The organism is Gordonia sp. NPDC057258, from assembly GCF_042668985.1.
Classification (GTDB): Bacteria; Actinomycetota; Actinomycetes; order Mycobacteriales; family Mycobacteriaceae; genus Gordonia; species Gordonia hongkongensis.
Genome location: NZ_JBHUXZ010000006.1, coordinates 67,733 through 92,246 on the forward strand (window position 1 = coordinate 67,733; position 24,514 = coordinate 92,246).

The following is a 24,514-nucleotide window of genomic DNA, read 5'->3' on the forward strand; positions in this document are numbered from 1 at the left end:
GCTCGAACCCGTTCATCCCCAGATCATTACGAAGGAAGCATCGTGTCCATCACCTCCGAACCCATCGACTTCACCGACTTCGACGCCCTGCTCTCCGCGGTCAGCGGTCCCGTTCTGACCCCGGCCGACGAGGGCTACACCGCCGAACTGACCGGCTTCAACCTCGCGGCGATACCCGCCGCTGACGTGGTCGTCGGGGCGACGAACGCTGCCGACGTCGCCGCCGCCGTGCGATATGCGCGCTCGAACGGGATGCGGGTCGGTGCGCGGGCGACCGGGCACGGATCGCCGATCGAGGGGCGCGGCACGGTCGTCGTCACCACGTCCCGGATGGCGGGGGTGAGTGTCGATCCGGTGACCAGGACCGCGCGCGTCGAAGCCGGTGCGCGGTGGCGCGATGTGGTCGCCGCGACCGCTCCGCACGGCCTCACCGGGCTCGTCGGCTCGTCGTCGTCGGTGGGTGTCGTCGGGTACACACTCGGCGGCGGGCTGAGTCCGTTGGGTCGTCAGTTCGGTTATGCCGCCGATCATGTCCGGTCGATCGAACTCGTCACCGCCGATGGTCTCGTCCGCACGGTCGACGCATCCGCGGGTTCGGACCTGTTCTGGGCACTGCTCGGCGGACGGGACGGCTTCGGCATCGTCACCGCGCTCGAGTTCGAGCTCTTCGATCTGCCCACGGTCTATGGCGGCGGGATCTTCTTCGCCGGCTCGGCGGCCGCCGACGTCCTGCACGCCTGGCGCGAATGGGCGCCCTCCCTGCCCGAGGAGGCCGGGACCTCGGTGGCGATCCTCCGCCTCCCGCCGGACCCCAACCTGCCCCCGCCCCTGCAGGGTCAGCTCGCCGTGCACGTCCGCTACACCCACACCGGGGACCCGGCCACCGCCGCCGCGTTGCTCGCACCGATGCGGTCGGCGGGTCCGATCCTCCTGGAGAACATCGACGTCCTCCCGACGGCTGCGCTCGACGCGGTACATATGGACCCGCCCGGGCCGATGCCGAGCGCCGAACGCGGCTGCGTACTCGCCGATTTTCCGGCATCTGCCGTGGATGCCCTGCTCGCGGTAGCCGGGCCGCAGGTCGCGAGCCCGCTGGCCATCGTCGAGGTCCGTCTCCTGGGTGGCCGGTTGCGGTCGCCGCAGCGCGTACCCAACGCCGTCGTGGGACGCGATGGCGCGTTCTCCGTCCTCGCCATCGGCGTACCCGCCGGCCCGCTGGGCGAACAGGTCGGTGAGCATCTCGCGGCCGTCACCGACGCGGTGGCCGCCCACTCCTGTGGAGCGCTGCTCAACTTCTCCGGGCGGACGGCAACCGAACGCGACGCGCTGTGGTCGACCGACCAGCGGACGCGCCTCGAGACCATCCGACGACGCCACGATCCGGCCGGTGTCCTCCGTCCGGGGGACCCCACTATTGTGGGATAGACATCCGTGCAGCTCATGCCCACAATTGTCGAATGACATCGAGTCTGACCGCCGAGCGTGTGCGCCGCGACATCGAGGTCGTGGCCCACGCCGGCCTCGGTCTCGACGACTTCTTCGCCGAGACCGTCGCCTCCCTGAGCCGCGCGGTGCCCGTCGACGCGGTCTGCATCGGCACCTTCGATCCCAACACCGTCCTGCTCACCAGCGCCCGCAAGTACGGATCACTGCTCGGCGAGGATCACCGGGACCCGGACTGGGGTCTCCTCGAATACGGGCAGGTCGAGCCGACGGCCTACCGCGAGATGGTGGCCGCCAAACGCGATGCGGTCGGACTCAACCTCCTCAACCGGGGCGCCACCGAACGGTCCAATCGGATGTCGCAGTTGATGATTCCCGAATACTGCTTCCACGACGAGGCCCGCTTGGTGCTGCGTGACGGGGACCGGGCGTGGGCCGGGATCGCGATGTTCCGCAGCGGGGCCGGATGCCGGCCCTTCGACGCCGACGAGATCGACTTCCTGGGTTCGCTGTCGCGCACTCTCGCCTACGGCGTGCGCGTGGGGTTGCTGAGCAGTGTGGTCGCCGGCGGGGCGAGTGCCGCCGCCCCGGCCGCCGTCGACGCGCCGAGTCCGCCACCGCCGACCGGCCACGGCCCGGCGGTGCTGATCATCGACCGCAGCAACGAGATCGTGCAGATGAGCGCAGGCAGCCAGGAGCGCATCGCCGACCTCGCGTCCGGTCCGAACGGCGCGGCGGTGATGAACCCGATCTACGGCCTGATCGGAGCCGCACGCCGTTACGGCTCGGGTGAGTCCTCCGTCCCGCCGCGCCTCCGGGTGCGCGGGGCGTCGGGCATGTGGCTCGTCATCCACGCGTCGCCGCTGTCGTCGGCCGACGGCCGGGTCGGCGAGGTCGTGGTGACCATCGAGGAGGCCCGCCCGCCCGAGATCATCCCGCTGGTCGTCGAGGCGTTCGGGCTCACGGCCCGTGAACGCGACGTCACCCAGATGGTGCTGCAGAGCGTGGCCACCAAGGACATCGCCACCGCCCTGCACGTTTCCGCCTACACCGTGCAGGACCACCTCAAATCGATCTTCGACAAGGCCGGCGTCCGCAGCCGGCGCGAGCTGATCGCGCGAATCTACTTCGACCAGTACGCCCAGCGTCTCAACGATCCGCTGCTTCCGTCCGGGTCGTTCGCCACCCCCGACACCGAGCTCTAGCAGCTCCTCCCCCGTACCCGCCCAGTGCGCGCATCGCACCGGGCGGGTTCGTCGTCGTCTCATAGTGAGACGTACGCCCTGCCGCACCGTGTGACGAACGGGCCGGGGTCTCGCACGCGGGCGCGGCGTGCCGGGGCATGATGGACGGGCGACGGACATCCGCGTACCAGCGTCCGCCCACCTGACCGACGAGGAAGTGCGATGACCACACCCATGTCCCGGCGGGACCTCGAGTTCCTGCTCTACGAATGGCTCGATGTCGAGGCGCTGACCTCGCGGGAGCGCTTCTCGGCACACTCGCGGGAGACCTTCGACGCCGTGCTCGAACTCAGCGCCGACATCGCGACGAAGTGCTTCGCACCCGCCAACAAGATCGGCGACGCCAACGAGCCCTACATCGGCGACGACGGCAAGGTCGTCCTGCCCGACGAGATCGTCGCCGGCCTCACCGAGTACCGCAAGGCCGGTCTCATCTCGGCCTCCTTCGACGACGAACTCGGCGGCATGCAACTGCCCACCGTCATCCGCCAGGCCTCCGCCGTGTGGTTCCAGGCCGCCAACGCCGCGATGTCGTCGTACAACTTCCTCACCGTCGGCAACGCGAACCTGCTGGCCGAGTACGCCACCCCCGAGCAGCGCGACACCTGGGTCCGTCCCCTCGTCGAAGGCCGCTTCTCCGGCACGATGTGTCTGTCCGAGCCACAGGCCGGCTCGTCGCTGGCCGACATCACCACCAAGGCCGAACCCGCCGGCGACGGCACCTACCGCATCACCGGCACCAAGATGTGGATCTCGGGCGGAGACCACGAACTCACCGAGAACATCGTCCATCTCGTCCTGGCGAAGATCCCCGGCGGCGGCCCCGGCGTCAAGGGCATCTCGCTGTTCATCGTGCCCAAATACCTCGCCGACGGAACACGCAACGACGTCGCGCTCGTCGGCCTCAACCACAAGATGGGCAACCGCGCCACCACCAACACCCTGCTCAACTTCGGCGACGGCACCTTCCCCGTCGACTCCACCCAGACGGCTCCCGGCGCTGTGGACGATCAGCCCGCCCGCTCCGCTCCCGGCGCTGTGGACGATCAGCCCGCTCGCTCCGCTCCCGGCGCTGTCGGCTACCTCGTCGGCGACGAACACCGCGGCCTGTCCTACATGTTCCACATGATGAACGAAGCGCGCATCGGCGTCGGATTCCTCGCCACCGCACTGGGTTACGCCGGGTACCGGGCCTCCCTCGACTACGCGAAGGTGCGTACGCAGGGCCGACCCGTCGACCACAAGGATCCGTCGACCAAACCGGTCCCGATCATCGAACACGCCGACGTGCGTCGGATGCTGCTCGCCCAGAAGTCCTACGTCGAAGGCGCTCTCGCGTTCGGGTTGTATTGCAGCACCCTCGTCGACGAGGCGGCCACCACGACCGACCCCGCCGAACGCGACCGGCTGAACCTGTTGCTCGAGGTACTCACCCCGATCGCGAAGAGCTGGCCCTCCCAGTGGTGTCTCGAGGCGAACAGCCTCGCGATCCAGGTCCACGGCGGATACGGTTACACCCGCGAATTCGACGTCGAGCAGTACTACCGGGACAACCGGCTCAACCCGATCCACGAAGGCGCCCACGGCATCCACGGCCTGGACCTGCTCGGGCGCAAGGTGATCATGCAGGGCGGGGCCGGTCTCGCCGCGCTGGCCGAGACGATCGAGGCCACCGTCGCCCGCGCACGGACTGTCGACGGACTCGACACCCTTGCCGACACGCTGCACGCGGTGGTGGACCGGCTGGTGAAGGTGACCGCGCACATCTGGTCGGCGGGCGACCCGAAGCTGTCGCTGGCCAACGCCACGATCTACCTGGAGACGGCCGGCCACATCGTGATCGCCTGGATCTGGCTCGAACAACTCCTCGCCGCCGACGGCCGGACCGGTGACTTCTACGACGGCAAACGCGCTGCGGCACAGTATTTCTTCCGGTATGAACTACCCAAGACCGGCCCACAGCTCGATCTGCTGACCGCACTCGACCGCACCACCCTCGACGTCGAACCGTCCTGGTTCTGACGCCGATTCCGACTCGACCGGCGCCCCGCGTCGGTCACCGTGCTGAGTACTCAAGGGAGACAACGATGTCCGTGATGGATCTGTTCGACACCACCGGCAAGGTGGTCATCGTGACCGGCGCCTCGTCCGGGCTGGGGGTCTCGTTCGCCCGCGGTTTCGCCGAAGCCGGCGCGGATGTCGTACTCGCCGCGCGACGGGCGGAGAAGCTCGCCGACACCGCTGCCGCCGTCGAGGAACTGGGCCGCAAGGCGCTGGTGGTCCCCGCCGATGTCGCCGACCCCGAGCAGTGTCAACGGGTCGTCGACGCCGCGATGGAGACCTTCGGCAAGGTCGACGTGCTCATCAACAACGCCGGCGTCGGGACCGCGTACCCGGCGACCCGCGAGACCCCCGAGCAGTTCCGCGGCGTCATCGACGTCAACCTGAACGGCTCCTACTGGATGGCCCAGGCCTGCGGGCGGGTGATGCAACCGGGTAGCTCGATCATCAACATCTCGTCGATCCTCGGCATCACCACCGCCGGGCTGCCGCAGGCGGCGTACGCCGCGAGCAAGGCCGGCGTCATCGGCCTCACTCGCGACCTGGCCCAGCAATGGGGCGCGCGCAAGGGCATTCGCGTCAACGCCATCGCCCCTGGGTTCTTCGAGAGCGAGATGACCGACACCTACCAACCGGGATATCTCGACTCCCAGATGCCCCGGGTACTCCTCGGCCGGACCGGACACGGCGAGGAGCTCGCCGCCACCGCGATCTGGTTGTCCTCGGCCGCAGCCGGATACGTCACCGGCCAGACGCTGCCCGTCGACGGCGGCATCACCGTCACCTAGGGCGGGGAACCCACCCCTAGACTGGCGGCAATGGACCCCTCATCTGATCCGACCGTGCCGGTGCACCCGACCCTGCGTGACCCGGTCAACAGTGTCGATCCACGCGCCAAGACCCTGTGGCGCATCGGCCCGCTCGTTCTCGGGGTCCTGGGCGTGGTCGTCGCCGTCGTGGTGGCCGTCGTCGTCGACCAGGCGCGATGGATCGCGGTGCTCGCCGCTGTCGCGGTGGTCGTCGTGACCGTCGCCTGGGTCGCGATTGTCCCGCAGTGGCGCTACCGCTTTCACCGCTGGGAGGTCAGCGATGACGCGGTGTACTCGCAATCGGGCTGGTTCGTCCGGCACCGCGTGATCATCCCGATCGCCCGGATCCAGGTGGTCGACACCGAGGCCGGGCCGATCGAACAGTTCCTCGGGCTGGCGACCCTCACCGTGACCACGGCGTCGTCGGCCGGGACGATCCACATCGCCGGTCTCGACGCGGAGGTCGCACGGACTACCGCCGCCGATCTGACCATTCGCACACAGGCTTTCACCGATGACGCGACCTGAGCCGTTCGCCGTCGACGGGCCGGAGGACTGGCACCGGTTGTCGCCGTGGATGATGGCCGTCAAACCCGTCGAGCTCCTGCCCTCACTGATCCCGGTCGTGATCGCGCTGGTCTTCGCCGGCTCGGGCGCGCCGTTGTTCACCCTGATCGCCACCGCGGTCATCGTGCCCTTCGTGACGGTGGTGCCCTGGCTGACCACGCGCTACCAGGTCACCGATGAGCACGTCCGGGTGCGCAGCGGGCTCGTCACACGTAAGGTCGCGACCGCGCGCCGGGACCGCATCCGCAGCGTCGACCTCACCGCGTCCCCTGTTCACCGCGTGCTGAAACTGCAGAAGGTCAAGATCGGCACCGGAGGGGACGACGAGTCGTCGGCGGTCGTCCTCACCGCACTCACCGTCGACGAGGCGCGGGCGCTGCACGACAATCTGATGGCCACGCGCACCCTGCGGGGACCGTCGGCGCCCGCCGGCACCGACCCCGACGACCCGACCGCCCCGGTGGCGGCCGAGGACCCCACGGTCCTGGCGCGGTTCCAGACCTCGTGGCTGCGCTACTCCCCCTTCTCCGTCGCCGGGCTCGCACTGGCCGCGGGCGCCGCCGGCCTCGCCGCGCAGATCGCCAACGACGCCGGGGTATTCGCGGAGGGGATCGGATTCGCGCGCGATGCCGTCGACTCCATCCGCGAGACCGCAATCGGACTCGTCGTGCTGGGTGCCTGTCTGCTCGTGATCGTCGTCGGCGGAATCCTGTCCGTCCTGGGGTACGTCCTGAACTACTGGAACTTCCGGCTCCTCCGCTCCCCCGACGGGACCCTGCGCACCGAACGCGGACTGCTGACCACCAACGCGATCAGCTTCGACGAACGGCGCATCCGCGGCAGTCACCTCACCGAGCCGGTCCTCATGCGCCCACTCAAAGGCGCTCGCCTGCAGGCGATCGCCACCGGCAGCACCAAGCACCCGCTACTGCTCCCACCGGCACCGATCGACGAGGCGATGCGCGTCGCCGGTCTGGTCACCGACGAACGCACCGAGCTCACCACGCCGCTCGTCGGACACGGCGTCACCGCCGGGCGGCGTCGGATCAACCGCGGATTCCTGTCCGGCGCAGTGGTGTTCATCGCCATCGGCGTCGCGGTACTCACGCGCGCCCTGCCGGCGCCATGGCTGGCGGTGGGGGTCGTCGCCGTTCTCGGCTCGACGGCGCTCGGTGTCGTCCGCGCCCGGCACCTCGGGCATCGGCTGACCTCTCGCTCGGTGGTCATCGCACCGCCGAGCGTCGCGCGGCAACGCGTCGTCGTCGACCGGGACGGTGTGATCGGCTGGGCCAGCCGTACGTCGCTCTTCCAGCGCCGGGCGGGCGTCACCACACTCATTCTCGCCACCGCGGCGGGCGCCGAGCACTACCCTCTCGTCGACGTCGACGAGGAGACCGCGGCCGGCGTCGCCCGTGATGTCTCGCCCGACTGGATCCGCCCGTTCCTCGTGCCCTGACGACACCCGTTCAGGTCAGGGTCGTTCAGGTCAGGGGCAGGCCGACGGCGGCGGCGAGCAGGCCGAGCACCGCGCAGATGCCGAGGGTCCGGAGCACCGACTGCTTGAGCGGATAGATCAGGACGAAGGCGATCACGGTGATCACCACGGCCAACGGACGCAGGGTGTCGAGATGCGGGACCGCGAGGTGCAACGGCCCGGCGGTGACGACCGTGGTGTCCCGGAACAGCGTGTGCAGTGCGAAATACAGTGCGAGATTGGCGATCACGCCGACCACCGCGGCGGTGACGCCGTTCAGCGCGGACGTCAGATGCCGGTTGTTGCGGAGCTTCTCGATGAACGGCGCGCCGAGGAAGATGAACACGAAACTCGGCACGAACGTGACCCAGGTGGTCAGGAGTGCGCCGATGGTCGCCGCGACCCAGGGGTCGAGACCGCCCGGATCGCGATAGGCGCCGAGGAACGCGACGAACTGGACGACCATGATGAGAGGGCCGGGGGTCGTCTCGGCGAGTCCGAGTCCGCGCACCATCTCACCCGGCGTGACCCAGCCGTAGACCTCGACCGCCTGCTGGGCGATGTAGGCCAGGACGGCGTAGGCGCCGCCGAAGGTGATGAGGGCGGTCCACGTGAAGAACGTGCCCTGCTGGGTGAACACACTGCCCGTCCCCGTGGTCGCCACGACGATGCCCATCGGGATGATCCAGGCCAGCGCACCGACACCGAGCACCAACCCGGCGCGACGCCAGCTCGGGGATGCCGTGTGGATCGCGTCGTCGGCGATGATCGGCGCGGGCCCGTCGTCGGCGACCTCCTTCTGGGCAGCGACGACACGGCGGCCGGTCAGCCAGCCCAGGACGCCGGCCACAGCGATGACTATCGGGAATGGGACAGCGAAGACCGCCAGGGCGATGAACGCAGCGACCGCGATCGCGATCTGCACCGGCCCGGTGAGCGCCCGTTTGCTCACCCGCGTGACCGCCTGGGCGACGATGGCGAGCACCGCGGGGCCGATGCCGGCGAACAGGGCCGCCACGATGGTCGTCGCGCCGAAGGCGACGTAGATCGCCGACAGCCCGAGTATCGCGATCACCCCGGGCAGGACGAACAGGATGCCCGCGATCAGCCCACCGGCGGTTCCGTTGAGCAGCCAACCCACGTAGATGGCCAATTGCTGGGCTTCGGGCCCGGGCAGCAGCATGCAGTAGTTGAGGGCGTGGAGAAACCGGCGCTGGCCGATCCAGCGCCGGTCGTCGACCAGTGCTCGCTGCATCACCGCTATCTGACCCGCGGGACCCCCGAAGGTCTGCAGCGAGATCAGGAACCACGCACGGGTCGCGGTCCGCAGCGAGACCCCCGCCGCCGGGTCGACGTGGTCACCCGACTCGACGGCCGCCGACCCTTCGGCCTCCGGCGGACCGTCCGCACGTCTCGACGCATCCGAACTCCCGGGTCGACCGGATCTCTCCGACATCGCCACTCGCACCCCTTCCACCACGCACCAACGTGCCCACGACGCCGCGATCGTGCGGCTCCCAGCAGATGCAACCACGGTTACAATCAGATTGTCCAGAGTTGAACGCGCAGTGAGCGGCGGGCCACGACATCGACCGCTGGTGCATGATCGGATGGCATGCCGAGGAGGTGCTGGAGTGTCCGAAGACTGGGTGATGCTCGTGTATCGGGTTCCCCGAGAGCCGTCGACGCCGCGGATCGCGATCTGGCGCAAACTCCGGAAGTACGGCGCCTATCAGTTGACCGATGGGGTGGTACTGCTTCCCGCGAGCGCCCGCACCCGCGAACAGCTCGAGTGGGTGGCCGAGGATGCGGTCAGCGCAGGCGGATCCGGCGAGGTCTGGTCGGCCGCGCCCACCAACCCGGCCGAATTCGAACGCATCCGCGCCGAACTCCAGCTGGCCCGCGGAGCCGAGTATGCGGAGATAGTCGTCGAGGCGCAGCAGGCGGAAGACCATGCCGACCCCGCGAAACAGCTCGGCGTCCTGCGTCGCAGGTTCCGTGAGGTCACCCGACGGGATCATTTTCCGACCGAGTCGCGCGAGACCGCCCGACAAGCACTTCGCACACTGGCCGACCGACTCCTCGAGACCGAACCGGCGAGGCCGTCGTGAGGTGGGCGACCCGGGCCGGCGTGCACATCGACCGGGCGGCGTGCGCGTGGCTGATCCGCCGGTACGTCGATCCCGCCGCCGAGTTCGTCTTCGTCACCAGCGCAGACGAAATCCCCTCGGACGCAACGCCGTTCGACATGCGCGGGGTCGAACTGGGCCATCATGACGGCGACTGCACGTTCGAGACGATCCTGAAACGGTACGAACTCACCGACCCGGTCTTGTGGGCGATCGCAGAGATCATCCACGAAGCCGACATCGAAGACGACCGCTACGACGCTCCGGAAGCGCCGGGCCTCGATGTCGTGTTGCGCGGCCTCTCCCTCATCGGCGACGACGAACACACGCTGTCGGTCTCGGATGCCGTTTTCGACGGTTTGCACGAGTACTTTCGCCAACGCACCCTCACCGGCCGCGAACCGTCGTAGGCAACCGCGGGGCGCGTCGGAGCACCCCGTGAGACGATTCGCCAAAACCGTCCGACCCACTTTGACGCTGTGGTAGACATCACAGCAGATAAGTCAACGCTGACTGTTCTCCATCGCCGCGGACAGTCGTCGACAAAGGGGTCATGGGGATGTCGGACGCCACTTCCACTTCGAACAGCAACTCGCCGAACAGCTTTCCGCGGCGGTCCATGCTGCGCGGATCGGCTGCCGCCGCAGTCCTGGCCGGTACCGCAGTGGCCCTACCGGGCGTCACGGTTCCCTCTGCGCGTGCGGTGCCACGACACGGCACCGGCCGCGGACGCGACGTCGCGATCTTCGGCGGCGGGATGGCCGGCTTGTCCGCGGCGCATGAACTCGTCGAGCGCGGCTTCGGGGTCACGGTCTACGAGCCGTCGCGCCTCGGCGGCAAGGCCTACAGCCACGATGTCCCCGGCACCGCACGGGGTGGTCGCCTCGCTCTCCCCGGCGAGCACGGTTTCCGGTTCTTCCCGGGTTGCTACCAGCACGTGCCGGACACCATGGAGCGAATCCCCGTCGGCAACAGCAACGTTCGTGACCGTCACCTCATCGACGTCGAGTCGGCGGTCGTCGCCTTCGACGACGCCGGGTATGCCCCGACCACCGCCCCGGCATCGATCATGGGTTTCGTCCAACACGCGAACGAGATCGTGACGCTGGACAACCTGCGCAACGCGTTCATGACCGGACTCAAGTTCGTCGTCGATGTGCCGCCTCCCGAACTCGCGTTCTTCGTCACCCGCGAGCTGATCATCGCGACCAGTTGCACCGAACGTCGAATCGGCCAGTGGGAGAACCAGTCCTGGATGCAGTTCGTGAAGTCCAAGGGCAAGTCACGGGCGTATCAGCGATATCTCGTGGGCGCCCTCACGCGAGCGCTCGTCGCCGCGAAACCCGACACCGCCTCGGCACGGACGATCGGCCAGATCGGACTGGCGCTGGCCACCTCGGCGACCGGATTGATCAGCGGATACGACGCCGGGCTCGTCCACGGCGGCGTCGACCGGATCCTCAACCGCCCCACCAATCATGCGTGGATCGACCCGTGGGTGGCCCACCTCCGCGGTCGCGGCGTCCGCTTCGAGATGGGGACCGGCCTGGCGCGACTGAATCTGACGCGCGGCCGGATCAGTGGAGCGCAACTCACCTCCGGCGCCCCGGTCGATGCCGATTGGTATGTCGCCGCGATGCCCATCGATCGCCTCCGTCCGTTGTTGTCGCCCGAGTTGGTCACGGCCGACCCGTCGCTGGCCGGTATCCACGCCCTCAAGGACGACTGGATGGTCGGCATCCAGTACTTCCTGTCCCGGCGCGCCGACATGCCGCCGAGCCACATCGCCGCGCTGGGTACCCCCTGGGCTCTGACCGGCCTGTTCCAGGCCCGCCCCTGGAACGTCGACTTCGCGCGCACCTACGGTGACGGGCGAGTGAAAGATTGTCTGTCCATTGACATCTCGGAGTGGGAGAAGCCAGGCATCCGCTACGGCAAACCCGCCAAACAGTGCACCCGGCAAGAGATCGCGCGGGAAGTGTGGGCCCAGATGAGCCGAGCGATGAACTCGGGGGCCCGGAAGCTCCTGCGTTCGGAGGAGATCGTCACCTGGTCCCTCGACCCCGGGATCACCTGGTCGCCGTCCATCGCCAACGCCACACCGCTCATGGTCAACACCGCCGGCTCGTACAAGAACCGGCCGAACGCCTACACGTCGATTCCGAATCTGTTCATCGGCGGCGACCACGTCCGGAGCAACATCGATCTCGCGACGATGGAGGGCGCCAACGAATCCGGCCGCCGGGTGACCAACGCGATCATCGCCGCGGCCGACAGCCCCGCCCGCGCGGCGACCGTCTTCCCGCTCTGGGAACTGCCGATGCTCGAGCCGCTGAAACAGATCGACCGCGATCGTTACCGCGCGGGCCTCCCGCACATCCTCGACGTGTGAGGCCGCGGGTCATCCGCGCCGTGCCGAACTACGATCCTCGTGTGACCACCTCTCCCGGCGCCCCGCGCGCGCGGCAGCAACGCAGCGGGGTCACGCAGACCCGCATCCTCGATGCCGCGATCCGAGTCCTCGTCGATCGCGGATACGCCGCCGCGAGCACGGTCGCCATCCAGAACGAGGCGGGCGTGAGCCGGGGCCGGTTGTTGCACCACTACCCGTCGCGGGACGTCCTCCTGATGGCTGCGGTCGGACACCTCGCCCGCACCCGCATCGCCGAACTGCCCAGCCACGTCGAATGGCCGGCCGATCCGGTCCAGCGCATCGCGCTGGCCACCGACGTCGGGTGGTCGACGTTCCACCAGCCGTACTTCGTCGCGTCGATGGAGTTGTGGGTCGCGGCGCGGACGAATGCCAATCTGCGGACGGCATTGCTCCCCACCGAACGCGAGATCGGCCAGACCGTCCGGCGCGCGGTCGCCGGGTTCCTCGGTCCCGAGTTGACCGCGTCGCCGCGCTACGCCGCCCTCTACCCGCTGCTCCTGACGAGCATGCGCGGCGCGGCGACCACCTACCTCATCGACCGGCGCGACCCGCTGACCGACCCGCATCTCCCGCTGTGGCGAGACCTGACGCGCACCTACCTCCTCGGTGACGCCGGGTCCGCGGACCCCAGCGCCTCGAGCAGACGGTCGACGAACGGAACCTGAGCGGGGTTGAGCCGGGTCCGCGCGAGATCGACGGAACACCATTCGGCGCGGTCGATCTCGGGGAACGCCTGCATCCGTCCCGACCGCGGTGGCCACATCAGCTCGAACGTGTTGCTGACGACCGACACGACGTCGAGGTCGCCTTCCACGGCGAATCCGATCACCCTCTTGCCGCTCTTCAACCTGACCTCGCCGAGTTCGATCGGCGGGGCGTCGGGCACCGGGCTCCCGATCTCCTCGGCGTACTCACGTCGCGCGGCGGCCCACTCGTCCTCGCCCGGTTCGACGAGCCCCTTGGGCACCGACCACGACCCCGCGTCCGGTTTACGCGCCCAGATCGGACCCCCGGGGAACACGAGGAGAACTTCGACGGCAGCGGCACCGTCGGCCGACGTCGTCCGGCGATAGAGCAGGATTCCCGCGCTGCGGCGGGAGGCGGTGGCCATCACGGATATATCTTGGCGGAAACGTCGCGGATACACGCTCGCGCCTTCGCGGAAACGTGCGAACCGTAGAACTGAAGACCATGTCGGTTCTCGATGTCGTCAAGAACGGAAGGTCCGCCGCACATCCGGTGGACGAGATCCCGCCGTTCATCAAGCTGTTCCCGCTCGGCCTCCAGCACGTCCTGGCCATGTACGCCGGGGCCGTCGCGGTACCCCTCATCGTCGGCGGCGCGATGGTCGGCGCCGGCCAACTCGAGCAGGGTGACATCGTCCACCTGATCATGGCGGACCTGTTCGTGGCGGGCATCGCGACGATCTTGCAGGCCGTGGGGTTCTGGCGGTTCGGGGTCCGGCTCCCGCTGATGCAGGGCGTCACCTTCGCCGCGGTCGGCCCGATGATCACCATCGGGACCTCGTACGGCATCACCGCCATCTACGGGTCGGTCATCGCGTGCGGGTTGTTCATGATCGCCGTCGCACCGATCGTCGGGAGACTGATCCGCTTCTTCCCGCCGCTGGTCACCGGGACGATCATCCTCATCATCGGGGTGTCCCTGATGCGGGTGGCGGCCGGCTGGTTCGGCGGCGGCACCGCCGCGGGCCCCGACTTCGGCGACCCGAAGAACATCGCCTTCGGATTCCTCACCCTGGCCGTCATCATCGGCATCGAACGATTCGCCCCCGCGGCGATCCGCCGGGTGTCGATCCTGCTCGGCCTGGCGGTCGGCACCCTGATCGCGATCCCGTTCGGCATGACGCACTGGGATCAGGTCGGCGAGTACCCGTGGGTCGGCATCCCGCAGCCGTTCCAGTTCGGCGCACCCACCTTCGAGGTCAGCGCCATCATCTCGATGATCATCGTCGGCGTCGTGATCATGACCGAGACCACCGGCGACATCGTCGCCGTCGGCGAGATCGTCGACCAGAAGATCACCCCGCGCAAGCTGGCCGACGGGATGCGCGCCGACGGCCTGGGCACCGCACTCGGCGGCGTGTTCAACACGTTCCCTTACACGGCCTTCGCGCAGAACGTCGGCCTCGTCGCGATCACCGGGGTCAAGACCCGCCACGTCGCGACCTGCGCCGGCGTGATCCTGGTGGTCCTCGGCCTGCTGCCCAAGATGGCCGCCGTCGTCGAGGGCATACCGCTGCCGGTGCTCGGCGGCGCCGGAGTCGCTCTGTTCGGCATGGTCGCGGCCAGCGGCATCCGGACGCTCGCGAAGGCGAAGCTGAACAACACCAATATCCTGGTCGTCGCGATCTCCGTCGGTGTCGCCATGCTGACCGAGGCCAAGATCTACTACACCGACCGTGAACTCGGCGAGGCGCCGGTCAACGTGGTCCTGGATCTCTACGCCCAGTTCCCCGACTGGTTCCAGACCATCTTCCATTCGGGGATCTCCGCGGGTGCGCTCACCGCGATCGTGTTGAACCTCCTGCTCAACACGCGCAGTGTTTCCGCCGATCCGGTCGACCACCACAACACCGGCGACATCGCGGTGGTCGGTGCACCCGACGGTTCAACCGACCTCTCCGGCGCCGACGGCGTCCGCGCCGCCGCCTTCGACCCACGCGACGCGTTAACGGCCGCCGACCCCGACACCCCGGCCGACACGCTCCGCTACCTGGCCGACCACGACGCGTCGCTGCACCCGTTCATCGTCACCAATCCGGCCACGCCCAAGGATCTGGCCGATCACATCAAGAGCCTCGGCGACCCGAAGGTGTTGCGGCTCTTCGACACCTGGGACGGCTACACCTCGGGCGGGTTCTCGCGGCGCGGTTCGTGACGGGTTCGGTTCGGGCCGTGGTCGGTCGTCACCCGGTCTGCTGCTTGGCGTAGTTGCTGGCGCCGTAGAAGTCCACGAGGACCACGGGTTCGTCGCCGACCACCCAGGCGTCGTGGCCGGACGGCAGGGACGTGATCGATCCCGGCCCGGCGTCGAACTCGGTGCCGTCGGCCATCACGACGTGGATGACCCCGGACACGTGGTACTGGAAGTGCGGTGCCTCGCACAATTCGGTACCGGCGATCGGTTTGACGTCGACCGACCATCGCCAGCCCGGTTCCAGGGTCAGCCGGCCGATGTCCGACGTCCCAACGGTGAGTAGCTCCACCTGCCCGTGCCCGAAGGTGCGTACCTCGTCGGGTTCGGCGAAGTCTCGGTGCTCGGTCCGGTGCTCGATGCTGGTCATGATCCCTCCCGGTGATCGCGTACGAAACGCCCGACCCCGACGACAACGGTAGGCCGCCGACCTTGCGGTTGTACTGCGACGACCGCACGATCGCGCAACGGTCGGGCCGCTCCCGAATCCCGCGCACCGCGCCCGGTTCGGCCTATCGTGGAACCCATGTCCCCCAGTTCTGATCTCGAGCCGATCGACGACGACGGGCGCATCGTCGACCCCGACCTCCCGCACGAGTGGCCGCACGATTCCGCGTTCGCGTTCGGCGATTCGACGCCCATCGGCGAGACGGAACGGCTGGCCCGCGAACGGGCCGCGTACGAGGCCGCGAGCCACGGGAGCGACCTCAACCGCGGACACGCCCTGGGCGGCTCCGCCGGCACCACCGAGGGGCAGTAGATGGAGGTCCTGGCCAGCCGGGTGCTCCTGCTCTCGGCCGATCCCGAACGCCTGCAGGCGTTCTACCGCGAGCGGCTCGGTCTGCCGGTCCACCGCGAGTATCCGGGTGGTGTCGTGTTCTTCGCCGGCAACGGGCTCATCGAGATCTCGTCGCACATGAAGACCGACGAGCCGGCCCCGTCCAGCGATTCGGTTCTCTGGCTTCAGGTCCGGGATGCCGAGGCCGTCGCCGCCGAGTTCCGCGACCGCGGCGTTCCCGTGACCCGCGAGCCGCGCACCGAGCCGTGGGGTCTCATCGAGATGCACGCGACCGATCCCGACGGCCGGACCTTGATCGTCGTCCAGATCCCCGCCGATCACCCGCTGCGCAAGGACACGCGATAGATCGGGAACCCATCGCCGTGGACGCCCCATCGGCGCCGGGGAACGTGAGCACCCCATGACAGACTGGACGCCATGAGTTCCTGGAACGCGCCGACGATCACCAAGGGCGGCCTGGATGCAACCGTGGAGTTGCCGGGTTCCAAGTCGATCACCAACCGCGCTCTCGTCCTCGCCGCCCTCGCCGAGGGGCCGTCGACCGTCCGTGGAACCCTCCGGAGCCGCGACACGAACCTGATGCTCGCCGCGCTCGAGGCCCTGGGCGCCGAGATCCGCATCGACCCCGCGAGCGAGACCACGGTCTCGATCGTGCCCGGACCCCTGCGGGGTGCCGCGATCGACTGCGGCCTCGCCGGGACCGTGATGCGGTTCCTGCCGCCGGCCGCGGCCCTGGCCACCGGGCGCGTGGTCTTCGACGGCGATCCCCACGCGCGCGAACGGCCGCAGACCACCATCCTCGACGCGTTGCGCGGGCTGGGTGTCGCCGTCGACGGCGATCGATTGCCGTTCACCATCGACGCTGCCGGCACCGTGCCCGGCGGCGAGGTCACCATCGACGCATCCGGGTCATCGCAGTTCGTGTCGGGGCTCCTGTTGTCGGCGGCCCGGTTCGAGGCCGGCGTCGTCGTCCGGCACGTCGGCGCGGCCGTCCCGTCGACCCCGCACATCGACATGACCGTGGAGATGCTGGCGACGGCCGGCGTCGTCGTCGACACCTCCGAACCGAATGTCTGGCGCGTCGCACCCGGACCGATCGCGGCCGTCGACTGGACGGTCGAGCCCGACCTGTCGAACGCCGCCGCGTTCCTCGCCGCGGCAGCCGTCACCGGCGGTACCGTGCGGGTGCCGTACTGGCCCGCCGTGACCACGCAGCCCGGTGCACGGATCGCGGACGTCCTCGCCGCGATGGGTTGCGCCGTCGAGCACCTCGACGGCACGCTGTCGGTGCGCGGCCCCGAGGTGCTCAAGGCCGTCGACCTCGACCTCCGGGACATCGGCGAGCTCACCCCCACCATCGCCGCGCTGTGCGCGCTCGCCGACGGCGAGTCGGTACTGTCCGGGATCGCCCATCTCCGCGGCCACGAGACCGACCGGCTCGCCGCGCTCACCACCGAGATCACCCGCCTTGGTGGGACATGCGCCGAAACCGGCGACGGACTGCGCATCACCGGCACCGCCGGCTCCCCGTTACGCGGGGGTACCTGGGAGTCCTACGCCGACCACCGGATGGCCACCGCCGGAGCCATTGTCGGCCTGGTGACACCCGGTGTGGTGGTCGCCGACATCGAGACGACGAGCAAGACGCTGCCGGACTTCCCAGGGATGTGGCAGCAGATGTTGGGGCGCGCATGAGCTCTCGAGGACGGGCGCGCCGTTGAGTCGCCGCGCGGCGAGCTACGACGAATCCGACGTCCGGGTCCGTCCCGGGAAGGGCACCCGACCGCGCACCAAGACGCGACCGTCGCACGACGACGCCGAGCAGGGCATGGTGGTCTCGGTCGATCGCGGTCGCTGGGGCGTGGTGCTCGACGGCGACCCGGATCGGCGCGTCGTCGCGATGCGCGCCCGAGAGCTGGGTCGCACCCCGATCGTCGTCGGCGACGACGTGTCGCTGGTGGGCGACCTGTCCGGCCGGCCCGACACGCTGGCGCGTATCGTCCGGGTGGCCGATCGTCGAACGGTGTTGCGCCGCACCGCCGATGACTCCGACCCCTACGAGCGGATCGTCGTGGCGAATGCTGATGCGCTCCTCATCGTGACCGCCATGGCGGATCCACCGCCGCGCACCGGATTCGTCGAACGCGCACTGGCCGCGGCCTATGTGGGCGGCCTGTCCCCCATCCTGTGCCTGACGAAATCGGATCTCGCCGATCCCGCCGAATTCACCGCGGCCTTCGCCGATCTCGACTTGCCGGTGGTGTGCGCGGGCCGCGACGACCCGCTCGACGAGATCCTGTCGACGTTGCGCGGTCGGATCACCGCATTCATCGGCCACTCCGGGGTCGGCAAGTCCACTCTGGTCAATCGTCTCGTCCCGGACGCATATCGGGCGACCGGCGTGGTGTCGGGAGTGGGCAAGGGCCGGCACACGTCCACCCAGTCGGTGGCGTTGGCCCTGCCCGATGACGGTGGCCCGCGTGGCTGGGTCATCGACACCCCCGGCATCCGGTCGTTCGGACTCGCGCACGTCGGACCCGACGACATCGTCGCCGCCTTCGACGATCTCCACGCCGCCATCGAGGAATGTCCCCGCGGCTGTACACATCTGGGCCCACCGGCCGATCCCGAGTGCAAGCTCGACGAGCTGACCGGTCACTCGTATCGTCGCGCGATGGCCGTGCGCCACCTCTTGGTGGCGGTCAGCGGCGGCGAGGGTGACGCGGCCGAGGAGCCACGGACGGCGGAGTGACCGCGCGCGTGCTACCGCCGGCGACGCCGGGCGCGCAGCTCGCGGATCGCGGTCTTGAGGCCGGCGGCGCGGGGGGTCATCCCGGCGAAACGCTTCTCCGACGCGGTTTCCGGGGCATCGTCGGCGGTGTCGCGCAGAAACGAGTCGGGCAGGGCCAGCTTGTTGATCGTGCGCAGCGTCTGAAGATACTGCACCACAATCGATCCCGTGGTGTAGGGCAGATCGTACTTGTCGCAGAGCGCGCGTACCCGCACCGCAATCTCGGCGTACCGGTTGCTCGGCAGGTCCGGGTAGAGATGGTGTTCGATCTGGTAGCAGAGATTTCCGCTGAAGAAGGCCATCGCGGGCCCGGCGTCGAAGTTGGCCGTGCCGAGCATCTGGCGCAGGTACCACTGGCCCTGGGTCTCGTTCTCGAGCGACTCCGCGGTGAACTTCTCCGCGCCGTCCGGGAAGTGCCCACAGAAGATGACGACGTAGGCCCAAACGTTGCGGATCAGATTGGCACTGAGGTTCGCGGTCAGCGTGTGCTTGAAGTTCGGTCCCGACAGCGCGGGGAACAGGACATAGTCCTTGGCCAACTGCTTGCCGACCTTGCGCGCGAACACCTTCAGCTGCGGGATCGCGACCTCTTTGGGTTTCTTCCCCGAGATGACGTCCTTGATGGAGAGGTCGTGCAGACCGATCCCCCACTCGAACAGCGCGGCGAGCAGGATGTTGGTGACCGGCTGGAGGAGCTGCTTGGGCTTCCACGGTTCGTCCCGTGTGACCCGGAGGGTCTTGTAACCGACGTCGTGGTCCATGTCGAGGACGTTGGTGTACTTGTGATGGATGTAGTTGTGGGAGTGCTTCCAGTGCGGCGAGGCGCACACCATGTCCCATTCCCAGGTGGTCGAGTGGACCTCCGGGTCGTTCATCCAGTCCCACTGCCCGTGCATCACATTGTGCCCGAGCTCCATGTTCTCGATGATCTTCGACAGCGCGAGCGCTCCGGTGCCCAGCAGCCAGAGCGGCCGGGAACGGCTGCCCATGAGAGCCGCGCGGCCTGCGACCTCGAGAGCACGGTGCGCCAAGATGGTGCGCCGGAGATACCGGACGTCGCGCATGCCGCGGTCCGCCTCGATCTCGCGGCGGAGCGCGTCGAGCTCGGCACCGAGTGCTTCCACGTCGGCGTCGGTCAGGTGCGCGTACTCGTTGATATCAGTGATTGCCATTGCGCCTCATTATGCCCCTGTCGAGGCCACTGCCTTGGTCTCGATGTGTGCCGGCCGTCTGACCTGCGCCGATCAGGCGGCCTGCTCGTCGGAGCGGGCGGCCGACGTATCGACACCGATTCGGGAACGAAGCGAGCGGAGCGAACCCTGGTCTCGCCGCCGGGAGCGGAGCGACGCAATGGCCGAGCGGAGTCCCCGGCGCGCGCCGGTCGTCTCGTCGATCGTCGCCTGCAGACGCGCACCTTCCGGCAGGCCCTGCTTGAAGCGGCGTTCGGAAGCGGTCTCGGGTGCGTCGTCCGCGGTCGCCGACAGGTACTTGTCCGGCAACGAGAGCTTGGCGATGGTCCGCCACGCCTTCGCGTACTGCACCGGGAACGGACCCGAGGTGTACGGGAGGTCGTACTTGTCGCAGAGCGCGCGCACACGTACCGCGATCTCGGCGTACCGGTTGCTGGGGAGATCGGGGAAGATGTGGTGCTCGATCTGGTACGACAGATTCCCGCTCATGAAGGCCAGCGGGAATCCGGCGTCGAAGTTGGCGCTGCCGAGCATCTGGCGCAGGTACCACTCCGCCTGCGTCTCGTTGTCGATGTCCTGCTTGGTGAACTTCTCCGCGCCGTCCGGGAAGTGACCGCAGAAGATGACTGCGTTGCTCCACACGTTGCGGATGACGTTGCCGAGCGCGGTCGCGGTCGCAGCCTTGGCGTACGCGCGGCCGTACCCGACCTTGTGCCCGGTGGCGGCACTGACCAGCGCCGGGTACGCGAGGTAGTCCTTGGCGACCTGCTTGCCGATCTTCGACAGGACCTCGTTGCGATTGCGCCGGAACTCTTCCTGGGCCTCCGGGGTCTTGCGCTTCTTGCCCAGCTCGAGATGCTGCACGGCGACCCCGTATTGGAAGGCGAGCGCGAGAATCGTGTTGTAGACGAGATTTCCGTAGTTGAACGGACGCCACCGCTGATCGCGCGTGACGCGCAGCAGTCCGTAGCCCACATCGTCGTCCATGCCCAGCACGTTCGTGTACTTGTGATGGATGTAGTTGTGGGTGTGCTTCCAGTGCGCCGACGGGTCGGTGTTGTCCCACTCCCAGGTGGTGCTGTGCACCTCCGGGTCGTTCATCCAGTCCCACTGCCCGTGCATCACGTTGTGCCCGAGCTCCATGTTCTCGACGATCTTCGCGACGCCGAGGGCGCACGCACCCGCCCACCAGGCCGACTTCCGAGTCGAACCGAACAGCAGGGCGCGGCCGGTGACCTCCAGCCCGCGCTGGAACCGGATCGTGTTGCGCAGGTACCGCGCATCCCGCTCACCACGGTCGGCTTCGATGTCGGCGCGGATCGCGTCGAGTTCGGCTCCCAATGCGGCCACGTCGGACTCGGTCAGGTGCGCGTATTCGGGGATGTCGGAGATCGCCATACGTGTGGTTCCCTTCGCCGGTGGTCGGTCGATGGCGCGACTTCGAGGTGCGCGTGTCGACCGCTGCCTACGCCTACGTTTCCGTAACTTACGCAAGCGTAGGTTGGCGACGGCGTCGTGTCCAGTGAGTGTGACGAACCGGGACTCAACCGATCAACGGAACGGGTTCCGTGCCGGCGAGGAAGCTGCACAGTCGACGCGAGACAGTGCACGGTCGACGGGGCGGGACTCGTCAGTCCTTGCGGTCGGCCTCGTAGTCGTCGCGGAACAGCTCGAATCCCACGAGGTCCTCGAAGACGCCGTCGGACCGGGCGGCGAGTTTCTGTGTGCCGAACTCGCGGAAGCCGGCGATGCGGGCGAGCTTCTTGCTGCCCTCGTTGCTGTCGGCGGCGAAGAGGGTGAGGCGGCGGAACCCCAGCTTGTCGAAGGCGTACCGGACCGCAGCCGGAAATGCTTCGCCGAGAACGCCTTTGCCGCGGGCCTCGGGGTGCGTGTAGAAACCCGCCTCGGCGCCGGTGACCTCGTCGATGTGCAGCAGGGTGATGTCGCCCAGGTAGTCGTCGGTCTCGCGATCCGCCACCGCCCAGGTGCATGTCGTGCCCTGCGCGGCCGTCCACCACTTGCGGAGGCGTTCGGCCGCGGCGTGTTCGAGTTCCAGCGGATCGGGGCGCGCGAACAGGTACTTGCGCGACACCGGGTCGTCGAGCGTCTCCCGGATGCGCGGATCGTCGGTCTCCGCGAGCGGCCGCAGGCGGAACCGTTCGGTCTCGAAAACGTCTGTCCGCCAATCGGTCTTGGGATGCTGAGGATCGCCTGCGTGCAGCGATCCGACCCAGGCGTCGCGGATGTGACCGCGGACCTCGATGCCGTTGGGGACCGCGGCGTCGAGACGGAAACCGCAGGAGTGGGCCACCCGCAGCGCGTCGATGTTGCCGGCGACGGTCGTCCATCGGACGACCTCTTTGTCCGCCTCGGTGAATGCGTAGTTGACGGCCAGCAGGACGGCGCGCTTCATCACGCCCCACCCGCGGGCGTCGGGGTGCAGGTCGTAGCTGAGTCGGGTGAGCGGTCCTTCGCCCTCGATGTCGACGGTGCCGACGAACCGGCCGTCGAATTCGACGGCCCACAACATCCGGGTGCCCTGCGCCCAGCTGCGCGGCGCGTAGTCGAGGGCGAAGCGCTCGGCTGCCGCACGGCTGTACGGTGCCGGGATCGGGGTCCACCGCATCATGGCCGGATCCGCCGCGAGTTCGACCATCCGGTCGAGGTCGTGGGGCTCATGCGGCCGTAGGGTGACGCCTCCGTCACTCAGGACGGGGATCTCGCTGGGGACCGGGGCCTCAGCGGTCACTGGTGCCTTCGCCGGCGTTTCCACAGAACAGATTCCTCTCGCCACGCACGTCGTTCACCCTACCGGCTCACCGATGGGCGCGAGCCACACGAGACGAAGACGCTGCTCAGACGGCGAGGGTGCAGTCTCCCGCCGCAGCGGAAACACAGGTCTGGATGCGTTCGCCCTCGACGTGTTCGACGCCCGAGCGCAGGTCGCGCACGCATCCCTTGTCGAGCATGACCACGCAGCTCTGGCAGATCCCCATCCGGCATCCGAACGGCATCATCGCGCCCGCGGCCTCCCCCGCCTCGAGCAGCGTGGTCGCGCCGTCGACGACCGCCGACTTCCCGGACCGGGAGAACGTGACCGTACCGCCCTGGGCCCCGACGACGCCGCGTTCGAGGGCGAACCGCTCGATGTGCAACTGCTCGGTCAGGTGCGCCTCCGCATACAGGCGCTGCAGGCCGTCGAGGAACCCGGCGGGTCCGCACGCCCAGGTCTGACGTTCGCGCCAGTCGGCGCAGAGGGACGGCAGCACTTCGGGAGTGATCTGCCCGTCGGATCGCGTGTACTGCACATGCAGGTCGACGACGCCGCTGTCCGCCAGATCCCGGAGTTCGTCGGCGAAGAGCAGATCGGCCGGCGTGGGCGTCGAGTGCACGAGTGTGATGTCGGTGCGCTGGTCGCGGTGTCGTGCGGTGCGCAGCATCGAGATGATGGGCGTGAGTCCGCTTCCGGCGGTCACGAAGAGAACCTTCGCCGGCAACGGGTCCGGCAGCACGAACTCCCCGCGCGGTGCGGCGAGACGGACGACCGTGCCGGGCTGGAGACCGTTCACCAGGTGACTGGACAGGAAGCCCTCGGGCATCGCCTTGACCGTGATCGAGATCGTCTTGTCGTTCGCCGACGAGTCGGGGGTCGAGGTCAGCGAATAGGAACGCCACGCCCAGCGGCCCTCCATCAGGACGCCGATGCCGATGTACTGACCCGGGGCGTAGTCGAACGAGAAGCCCCAACCGGGCCGGATGCGGATCGTCGCGGTGTCCTCGGTCTCCTTGGTCACCGAGACGACCTTGCCCCGCAGCTCGCGGGCCGACCACAACGGATTCGCCAGGTGGAGATAGTCGTCGGGCAGGAGCGGCGTCGTGATCCGGGTGAGCGCGGCGCGGGCCCACTGCGAGCCGCGGCTGCGGGCCGCGACGCCGGAAACCGGTTCCTCGAACCTCTCGAGCAAACCCATCTCACTTACCGCCTTCGACGTCGGGGAACGTGTCGGAGCCACCATAACCTACGCAACCGTAGGTTAGTGTTTCGGTTCAGAGCAGCTCGAGGAGGAACGGCAGTTCCTGAGTCGCGTACCACGCGAGATCGAAGTCCTCGACGTCGCCGACCGCGAGTTCGGCATCGAGATCACCCATGTCGGCGGCGTCGATGACCACCACGGCCGCACGGACCTTCGGCTCCGCCTCGGCGACGTCGACATGCACCGACGCGATCGCCGACACCGGGACGGGCCCGGAGATCTTCACCACCGCGTCGTCCAGGTCGGGACGCAGTGTCACGTCCTCCACGTCGGCCGCGACGACCACGCGCCGGGGCGGCAGACGCGGGGTGTCCGCGGGGTCGGTGACCGCCTCGTCGGCGACCAGTTCGGACTCCGACTCGCGGTCGCCGACCTCCGGGGCCTCCCCGGCTAGCAGGCGCAGCGACGCACGCGCGGCCTCACGCAGCGCGACCTCGGACAGCTCCTCGTCGTCCCCGGAGACGAAGGCCTCACGCAGCGCGGGCGTCAGGGCGAAACCCGTGCCGCCCAGCGGACGGAACTCGCCGTCGGTATCGAGCCGCAACAGCATCGCCAACGTCGCCGGCAGGTACACCCTCATTCGTCAACTACTCCCGTTCGGC

General features: G+C 68.6%; 24 protein-coding genes. 16 read left to right on the forward strand and 8 right to left on the reverse strand.

The annotated features are described in order from the left end of the window. The first annotated feature begins 42 nt into the window (after positions 1-42). The 6 genes from ACFUEJ_RS06625 (at position 43) to ACFUEJ_RS06650 (ending at position 7,580) form a co-directional block, all read left to right on the forward strand. Positions 43-1,425 carry an FAD-binding oxidoreductase gene (locus ACFUEJ_RS06625; protein ID WP_068970093.1) on the forward strand — a complete coding sequence of 461 codons (1,383 nt, stop codon included), beginning with the start codon at positions 43-45 and terminating at the stop codon, positions 1,423-1,425. A 32-nt stretch (positions 1,426-1,457) separates the two neighbouring features. Beyond that, the gene (locus ACFUEJ_RS06630) at positions 1,458-2,648 is read left to right on the forward strand and encodes a helix-turn-helix transcriptional regulator (protein ID WP_068970089.1); all 1,191 of its coding nucleotides are present in this window, start codon (positions 1,458-1,460) and stop codon (positions 2,646-2,648) included. Between the two features lie 201 nt (positions 2,649-2,849). Then, positions 2,850-4,709 (forward strand): acyl-CoA dehydrogenase, encoded by a 1,860-nt coding sequence (locus tag ACFUEJ_RS06635; protein ID WP_068970088.1) that lies wholly within the window; start codon positions 2,850-2,852, stop codon positions 4,707-4,709. A gap of 65 nt (positions 4,710-4,774) precedes the next feature. After that, positions 4,775-5,536, forward strand: coding sequence for an SDR family NAD(P)-dependent oxidoreductase (locus tag ACFUEJ_RS06640; RefSeq protein ID WP_065631863.1), 762 nt, complete (start codon positions 4,775-4,777; stop codon positions 5,534-5,536). A gap of 30 nt (positions 5,537-5,566) precedes the next feature. Then, positions 5,567-6,085 carry a PH domain-containing protein gene (locus ACFUEJ_RS06645; RefSeq protein ID WP_068970087.1) on the forward strand — a complete coding sequence of 173 codons (519 nt, stop codon included), beginning with the start codon at positions 5,567-5,569 and terminating at the stop codon, positions 6,083-6,085. Further along, positions 6,072-7,580, forward strand: coding sequence for a PH domain-containing protein (locus tag ACFUEJ_RS06650; RefSeq protein WP_068970086.1), 1,509 nt, complete (start codon positions 6,072-6,074; stop codon positions 7,578-7,580). Before ACFUEJ_RS06645 ends, ACFUEJ_RS06650 begins: the two co-directional genes overlap by 14 nt. Positions 7,581-7,605: 25 nt before the next feature. Here the strand turns inward: ACFUEJ_RS06650 and chrA are convergent, their stop codons facing one another. After that, positions 7,606-9,060, reverse strand: a complete 1,455-nt coding sequence (gene chrA / locus ACFUEJ_RS06655) for a chromate efflux transporter (protein WP_388028350.1) — start codon at positions 9,058-9,060, stop codon at positions 7,606-7,608. A 172-nt stretch (positions 9,061-9,232) separates the two neighbouring features. Between chrA and ACFUEJ_RS06660 the strand changes: the two genes are divergently transcribed. The 4 genes from ACFUEJ_RS06660 (at position 9,233) to ACFUEJ_RS06675 (ending at position 12,826) form a co-directional block, all read left to right on the forward strand. After that, positions 9,233-9,709 (forward strand): Chromate resistance protein ChrB, encoded by a 477-nt coding sequence (locus ACFUEJ_RS06660; protein ID WP_068970084.1) that lies wholly within the window; start codon positions 9,233-9,235, stop codon positions 9,707-9,709. Continuing rightward, a complete protein-coding gene (locus tag ACFUEJ_RS06665) occupies positions 9,706-10,137 on the forward strand; it encodes a chromate resistance protein ChrB domain-containing protein (RefSeq protein ID WP_004023491.1) in 432 nt (143 codons plus the stop codon). Before ACFUEJ_RS06660 ends, ACFUEJ_RS06665 begins: the two co-directional genes overlap by 4 nt. Before the next feature lie 149 nt (positions 10,138-10,286). After that, positions 10,287-12,119, forward strand: coding sequence for an FAD-dependent oxidoreductase (locus ACFUEJ_RS06670; RefSeq protein WP_139115424.1), 1,833 nt, complete (start codon positions 10,287-10,289; stop codon positions 12,117-12,119). A gap of 41 nt (positions 12,120-12,160) precedes the next feature. Next, positions 12,161-12,826 (forward strand): TetR/AcrR family transcriptional regulator, encoded by a 666-nt coding sequence (locus tag ACFUEJ_RS06675; protein ID WP_068970092.1) that lies wholly within the window; start codon positions 12,161-12,163, stop codon positions 12,824-12,826. Here the strand turns inward: ACFUEJ_RS06675 and ACFUEJ_RS06680 are convergent. Continuing rightward, positions 12,757-13,272, reverse strand: a complete 516-nt coding sequence (locus ACFUEJ_RS06680) for an NUDIX domain-containing protein (RefSeq protein WP_065631856.1) — start codon at positions 13,270-13,272, stop codon at positions 12,757-12,759. The two genes, ACFUEJ_RS06675 and ACFUEJ_RS06680, sit on opposite strands and share 70 nt — an antisense overlap. An 80-nt stretch (positions 13,273-13,352) precedes the next feature. Here ACFUEJ_RS06680 and ACFUEJ_RS06685 point away from each other — a divergent pair, with 80 nt between their 5' ends. Further along, on the forward strand, positions 13,353-15,062 hold the full coding sequence (locus ACFUEJ_RS06685; protein ID WP_388028354.1) for a nucleobase:cation symporter-2 family protein: 1,710 nt from the start codon (positions 13,353-13,355) through the stop codon (positions 15,060-15,062). Positions 15,063-15,090: 28 nt separating this feature from the next. Here ACFUEJ_RS06685 and ACFUEJ_RS06690 read toward each other — a convergent pair whose 3' ends face one another. Next, positions 15,091-15,468, reverse strand: a complete 378-nt coding sequence (locus ACFUEJ_RS06690) for a cupin domain-containing protein (protein ID WP_068970082.1) — start codon at positions 15,466-15,468, stop codon at positions 15,091-15,093. Positions 15,469-15,479: 11 nt separating this feature from the next. Here ACFUEJ_RS06690 and ACFUEJ_RS06695 point away from each other — a divergent pair, with 11 nt between their 5' ends. The 5 genes from ACFUEJ_RS06695 to rsgA all read left to right on the forward strand — a co-directional run bounded on the left by ACFUEJ_RS06695 (position 15,480) and on the right by rsgA (position 18,649). Beyond that, a complete protein-coding gene (locus ACFUEJ_RS06695; RefSeq protein ID WP_388028264.1) occupies positions 15,480-15,641 on the forward strand; it encodes a hypothetical protein in 162 nt (53 codons plus the stop codon). Beyond that, on the forward strand, positions 15,625-15,858 hold the full coding sequence (locus ACFUEJ_RS06700; RefSeq protein WP_068970081.1) for a hypothetical protein: 234 nt from the start codon (positions 15,625-15,627) through the stop codon (positions 15,856-15,858). The genes ACFUEJ_RS06695 and ACFUEJ_RS06700 overlap by 17 nt, the downstream gene beginning before the upstream one ends. Next, positions 15,859-16,242 (forward strand): VOC family protein, encoded by a 384-nt coding sequence (locus ACFUEJ_RS06705; RefSeq protein WP_068970080.1) that lies wholly within the window; start codon positions 15,859-15,861, stop codon positions 16,240-16,242. A gap of 72 nt (positions 16,243-16,314) precedes the next feature. Next, positions 16,315-17,592 (forward strand): 3-phosphoshikimate 1-carboxyvinyltransferase, encoded by a 1,278-nt coding sequence (aroA, locus tag ACFUEJ_RS06710; RefSeq protein ID WP_068970079.1) that lies wholly within the window; start codon positions 16,315-16,317, stop codon positions 17,590-17,592. A 22-nt stretch (positions 17,593-17,614) separates the two neighbouring features. Continuing rightward, positions 17,615-18,649, forward strand: a complete 1,035-nt coding sequence (gene rsgA / locus ACFUEJ_RS06715) for a ribosome small subunit-dependent GTPase A (RefSeq protein ID WP_388028268.1) — start codon at positions 17,615-17,617, stop codon at positions 18,647-18,649. A gap of 11 nt (positions 18,650-18,660) precedes the next feature. On the opposite strand, the gene ACFUEJ_RS06720 is transcribed toward rsgA, so the two are convergent. The 5 genes from ACFUEJ_RS06720 to ACFUEJ_RS06740 all read right to left on the reverse strand — a co-directional run bounded on the left by ACFUEJ_RS06720 (position 18,661) and on the right by ACFUEJ_RS06740 (position 24,492). Next, on the reverse strand, positions 18,661-19,860 hold the full coding sequence (locus ACFUEJ_RS06720; protein WP_211538388.1) for a fatty acid desaturase: 1,200 nt from the start codon (positions 19,858-19,860) through the stop codon (positions 18,661-18,663). Positions 19,861-19,932: 72 nt separating this feature from the next. Continuing rightward, positions 19,933-21,276: a fatty acid desaturase gene (locus ACFUEJ_RS06725; protein ID WP_065631850.1), complete on the reverse strand. Its 1,344-nt coding sequence runs from the start codon at positions 21,274-21,276 to the stop codon at positions 19,933-19,935. Between the two features lie 232 nt (positions 21,277-21,508). Next, positions 21,509-22,627 (reverse strand): GNAT family N-acetyltransferase, encoded by a 1,119-nt coding sequence (locus ACFUEJ_RS06730; RefSeq protein WP_068970077.1) that lies wholly within the window; start codon positions 22,625-22,627, stop codon positions 21,509-21,511. A 106-nt stretch (positions 22,628-22,733) separates the two neighbouring features. Beyond that, entirely contained in the window at positions 22,734-23,849 is a 1,116-nt protein-coding gene (locus tag ACFUEJ_RS06735; protein ID WP_068970076.1) for a ferredoxin reductase, read from the reverse strand. A 76-nt stretch (positions 23,850-23,925) separates the two neighbouring features. Next, on the reverse strand, positions 23,926-24,492 hold the full coding sequence (locus ACFUEJ_RS06740) for a DUF6912 family protein (RefSeq protein WP_068970075.1): 567 nt from the start codon (positions 24,490-24,492) through the stop codon (positions 23,926-23,928). Between the last annotated feature and the right edge of the window lie 22 nt (positions 24,493-24,514).

Coding starts and splice junctions, on each gene's coding strand:
- ACFUEJ_RS06630 (WP_068970089.1), top strand. CDS start 1,458: ATGACATCGAGTCTGACCGCCGAGCGTGTGCGCCGCGACATCGAGGTC.
- ACFUEJ_RS06635 (WP_068970088.1), top strand. CDS start 2,850: ATGACCACACCCATGTCCCGGCGGGACCTCGAGTTCCTGCTCTACGAA.
- ACFUEJ_RS06640 (WP_065631863.1), top strand. CDS start 4,775: ATGTCCGTGATGGATCTGTTCGACACCACCGGCAAGGTGGTCATCGTG.
- ACFUEJ_RS06645 (WP_068970087.1), top strand. CDS start 5,567: ATGGACCCCTCATCTGATCCGACCGTGCCGGTGCACCCGACCCTGCGT.
- ACFUEJ_RS06650 (WP_068970086.1), top strand. CDS start 6,072: ATGACGCGACCTGAGCCGTTCGCCGTCGACGGGCCGGAGGACTGGCAC.
- ACFUEJ_RS06670 (WP_139115424.1), top strand. CDS start 10,287: ATGTCGGACGCCACTTCCACTTCGAACAGCAACTCGCCGAACAGCTTT.
- ACFUEJ_RS06680 (WP_065631856.1), bottom strand. CDS start 13,272: ATGGCCACCGCCTCCCGCCGCAGCGCGGGAATCCTGCTCTATCGCCGG.
- ACFUEJ_RS06685 (WP_388028354.1), top strand. CDS start 13,353: ATGTCGGTTCTCGATGTCGTCAAGAACGGAAGGTCCGCCGCACATCCG.
- ACFUEJ_RS06690 (WP_068970082.1), bottom strand. CDS start 15,468: ATGACCAGCATCGAGCACCGGACCGAGCACCGAGACTTCGCCGAACCC.
- ACFUEJ_RS06700 (WP_068970081.1), top strand. CDS start 15,625: ATGTCCCCCAGTTCTGATCTCGAGCCGATCGACGACGACGGGCGCATC.
- ACFUEJ_RS06705 (WP_068970080.1), top strand. CDS start 15,859: ATGGAGGTCCTGGCCAGCCGGGTGCTCCTGCTCTCGGCCGATCCCGAA.
- aroA (WP_068970079.1), top strand. CDS start 16,315: ATGAGTTCCTGGAACGCGCCGACGATCACCAAGGGCGGCCTGGATGCA.
- ACFUEJ_RS06720 (WP_211538388.1), bottom strand. CDS start 19,860: ATGGCAATCACTGATATCAACGAGTACGCGCACCTGACCGACGCCGAC.
- ACFUEJ_RS06725 (WP_065631850.1), bottom strand. CDS start 21,276: ATGGCGATCTCCGACATCCCCGAATACGCGCACCTGACCGAGTCCGAC.
- ACFUEJ_RS06735 (WP_068970076.1), bottom strand. CDS start 23,849: ATGGGTTTGCTCGAGAGGTTCGAGGAACCGGTTTCCGGCGTCGCGGCC.
- ACFUEJ_RS06740 (WP_068970075.1), bottom strand. CDS start 24,492: ATGAGGGTGTACCTGCCGGCGACGTTGGCGATGCTGTTGCGGCTCGAT.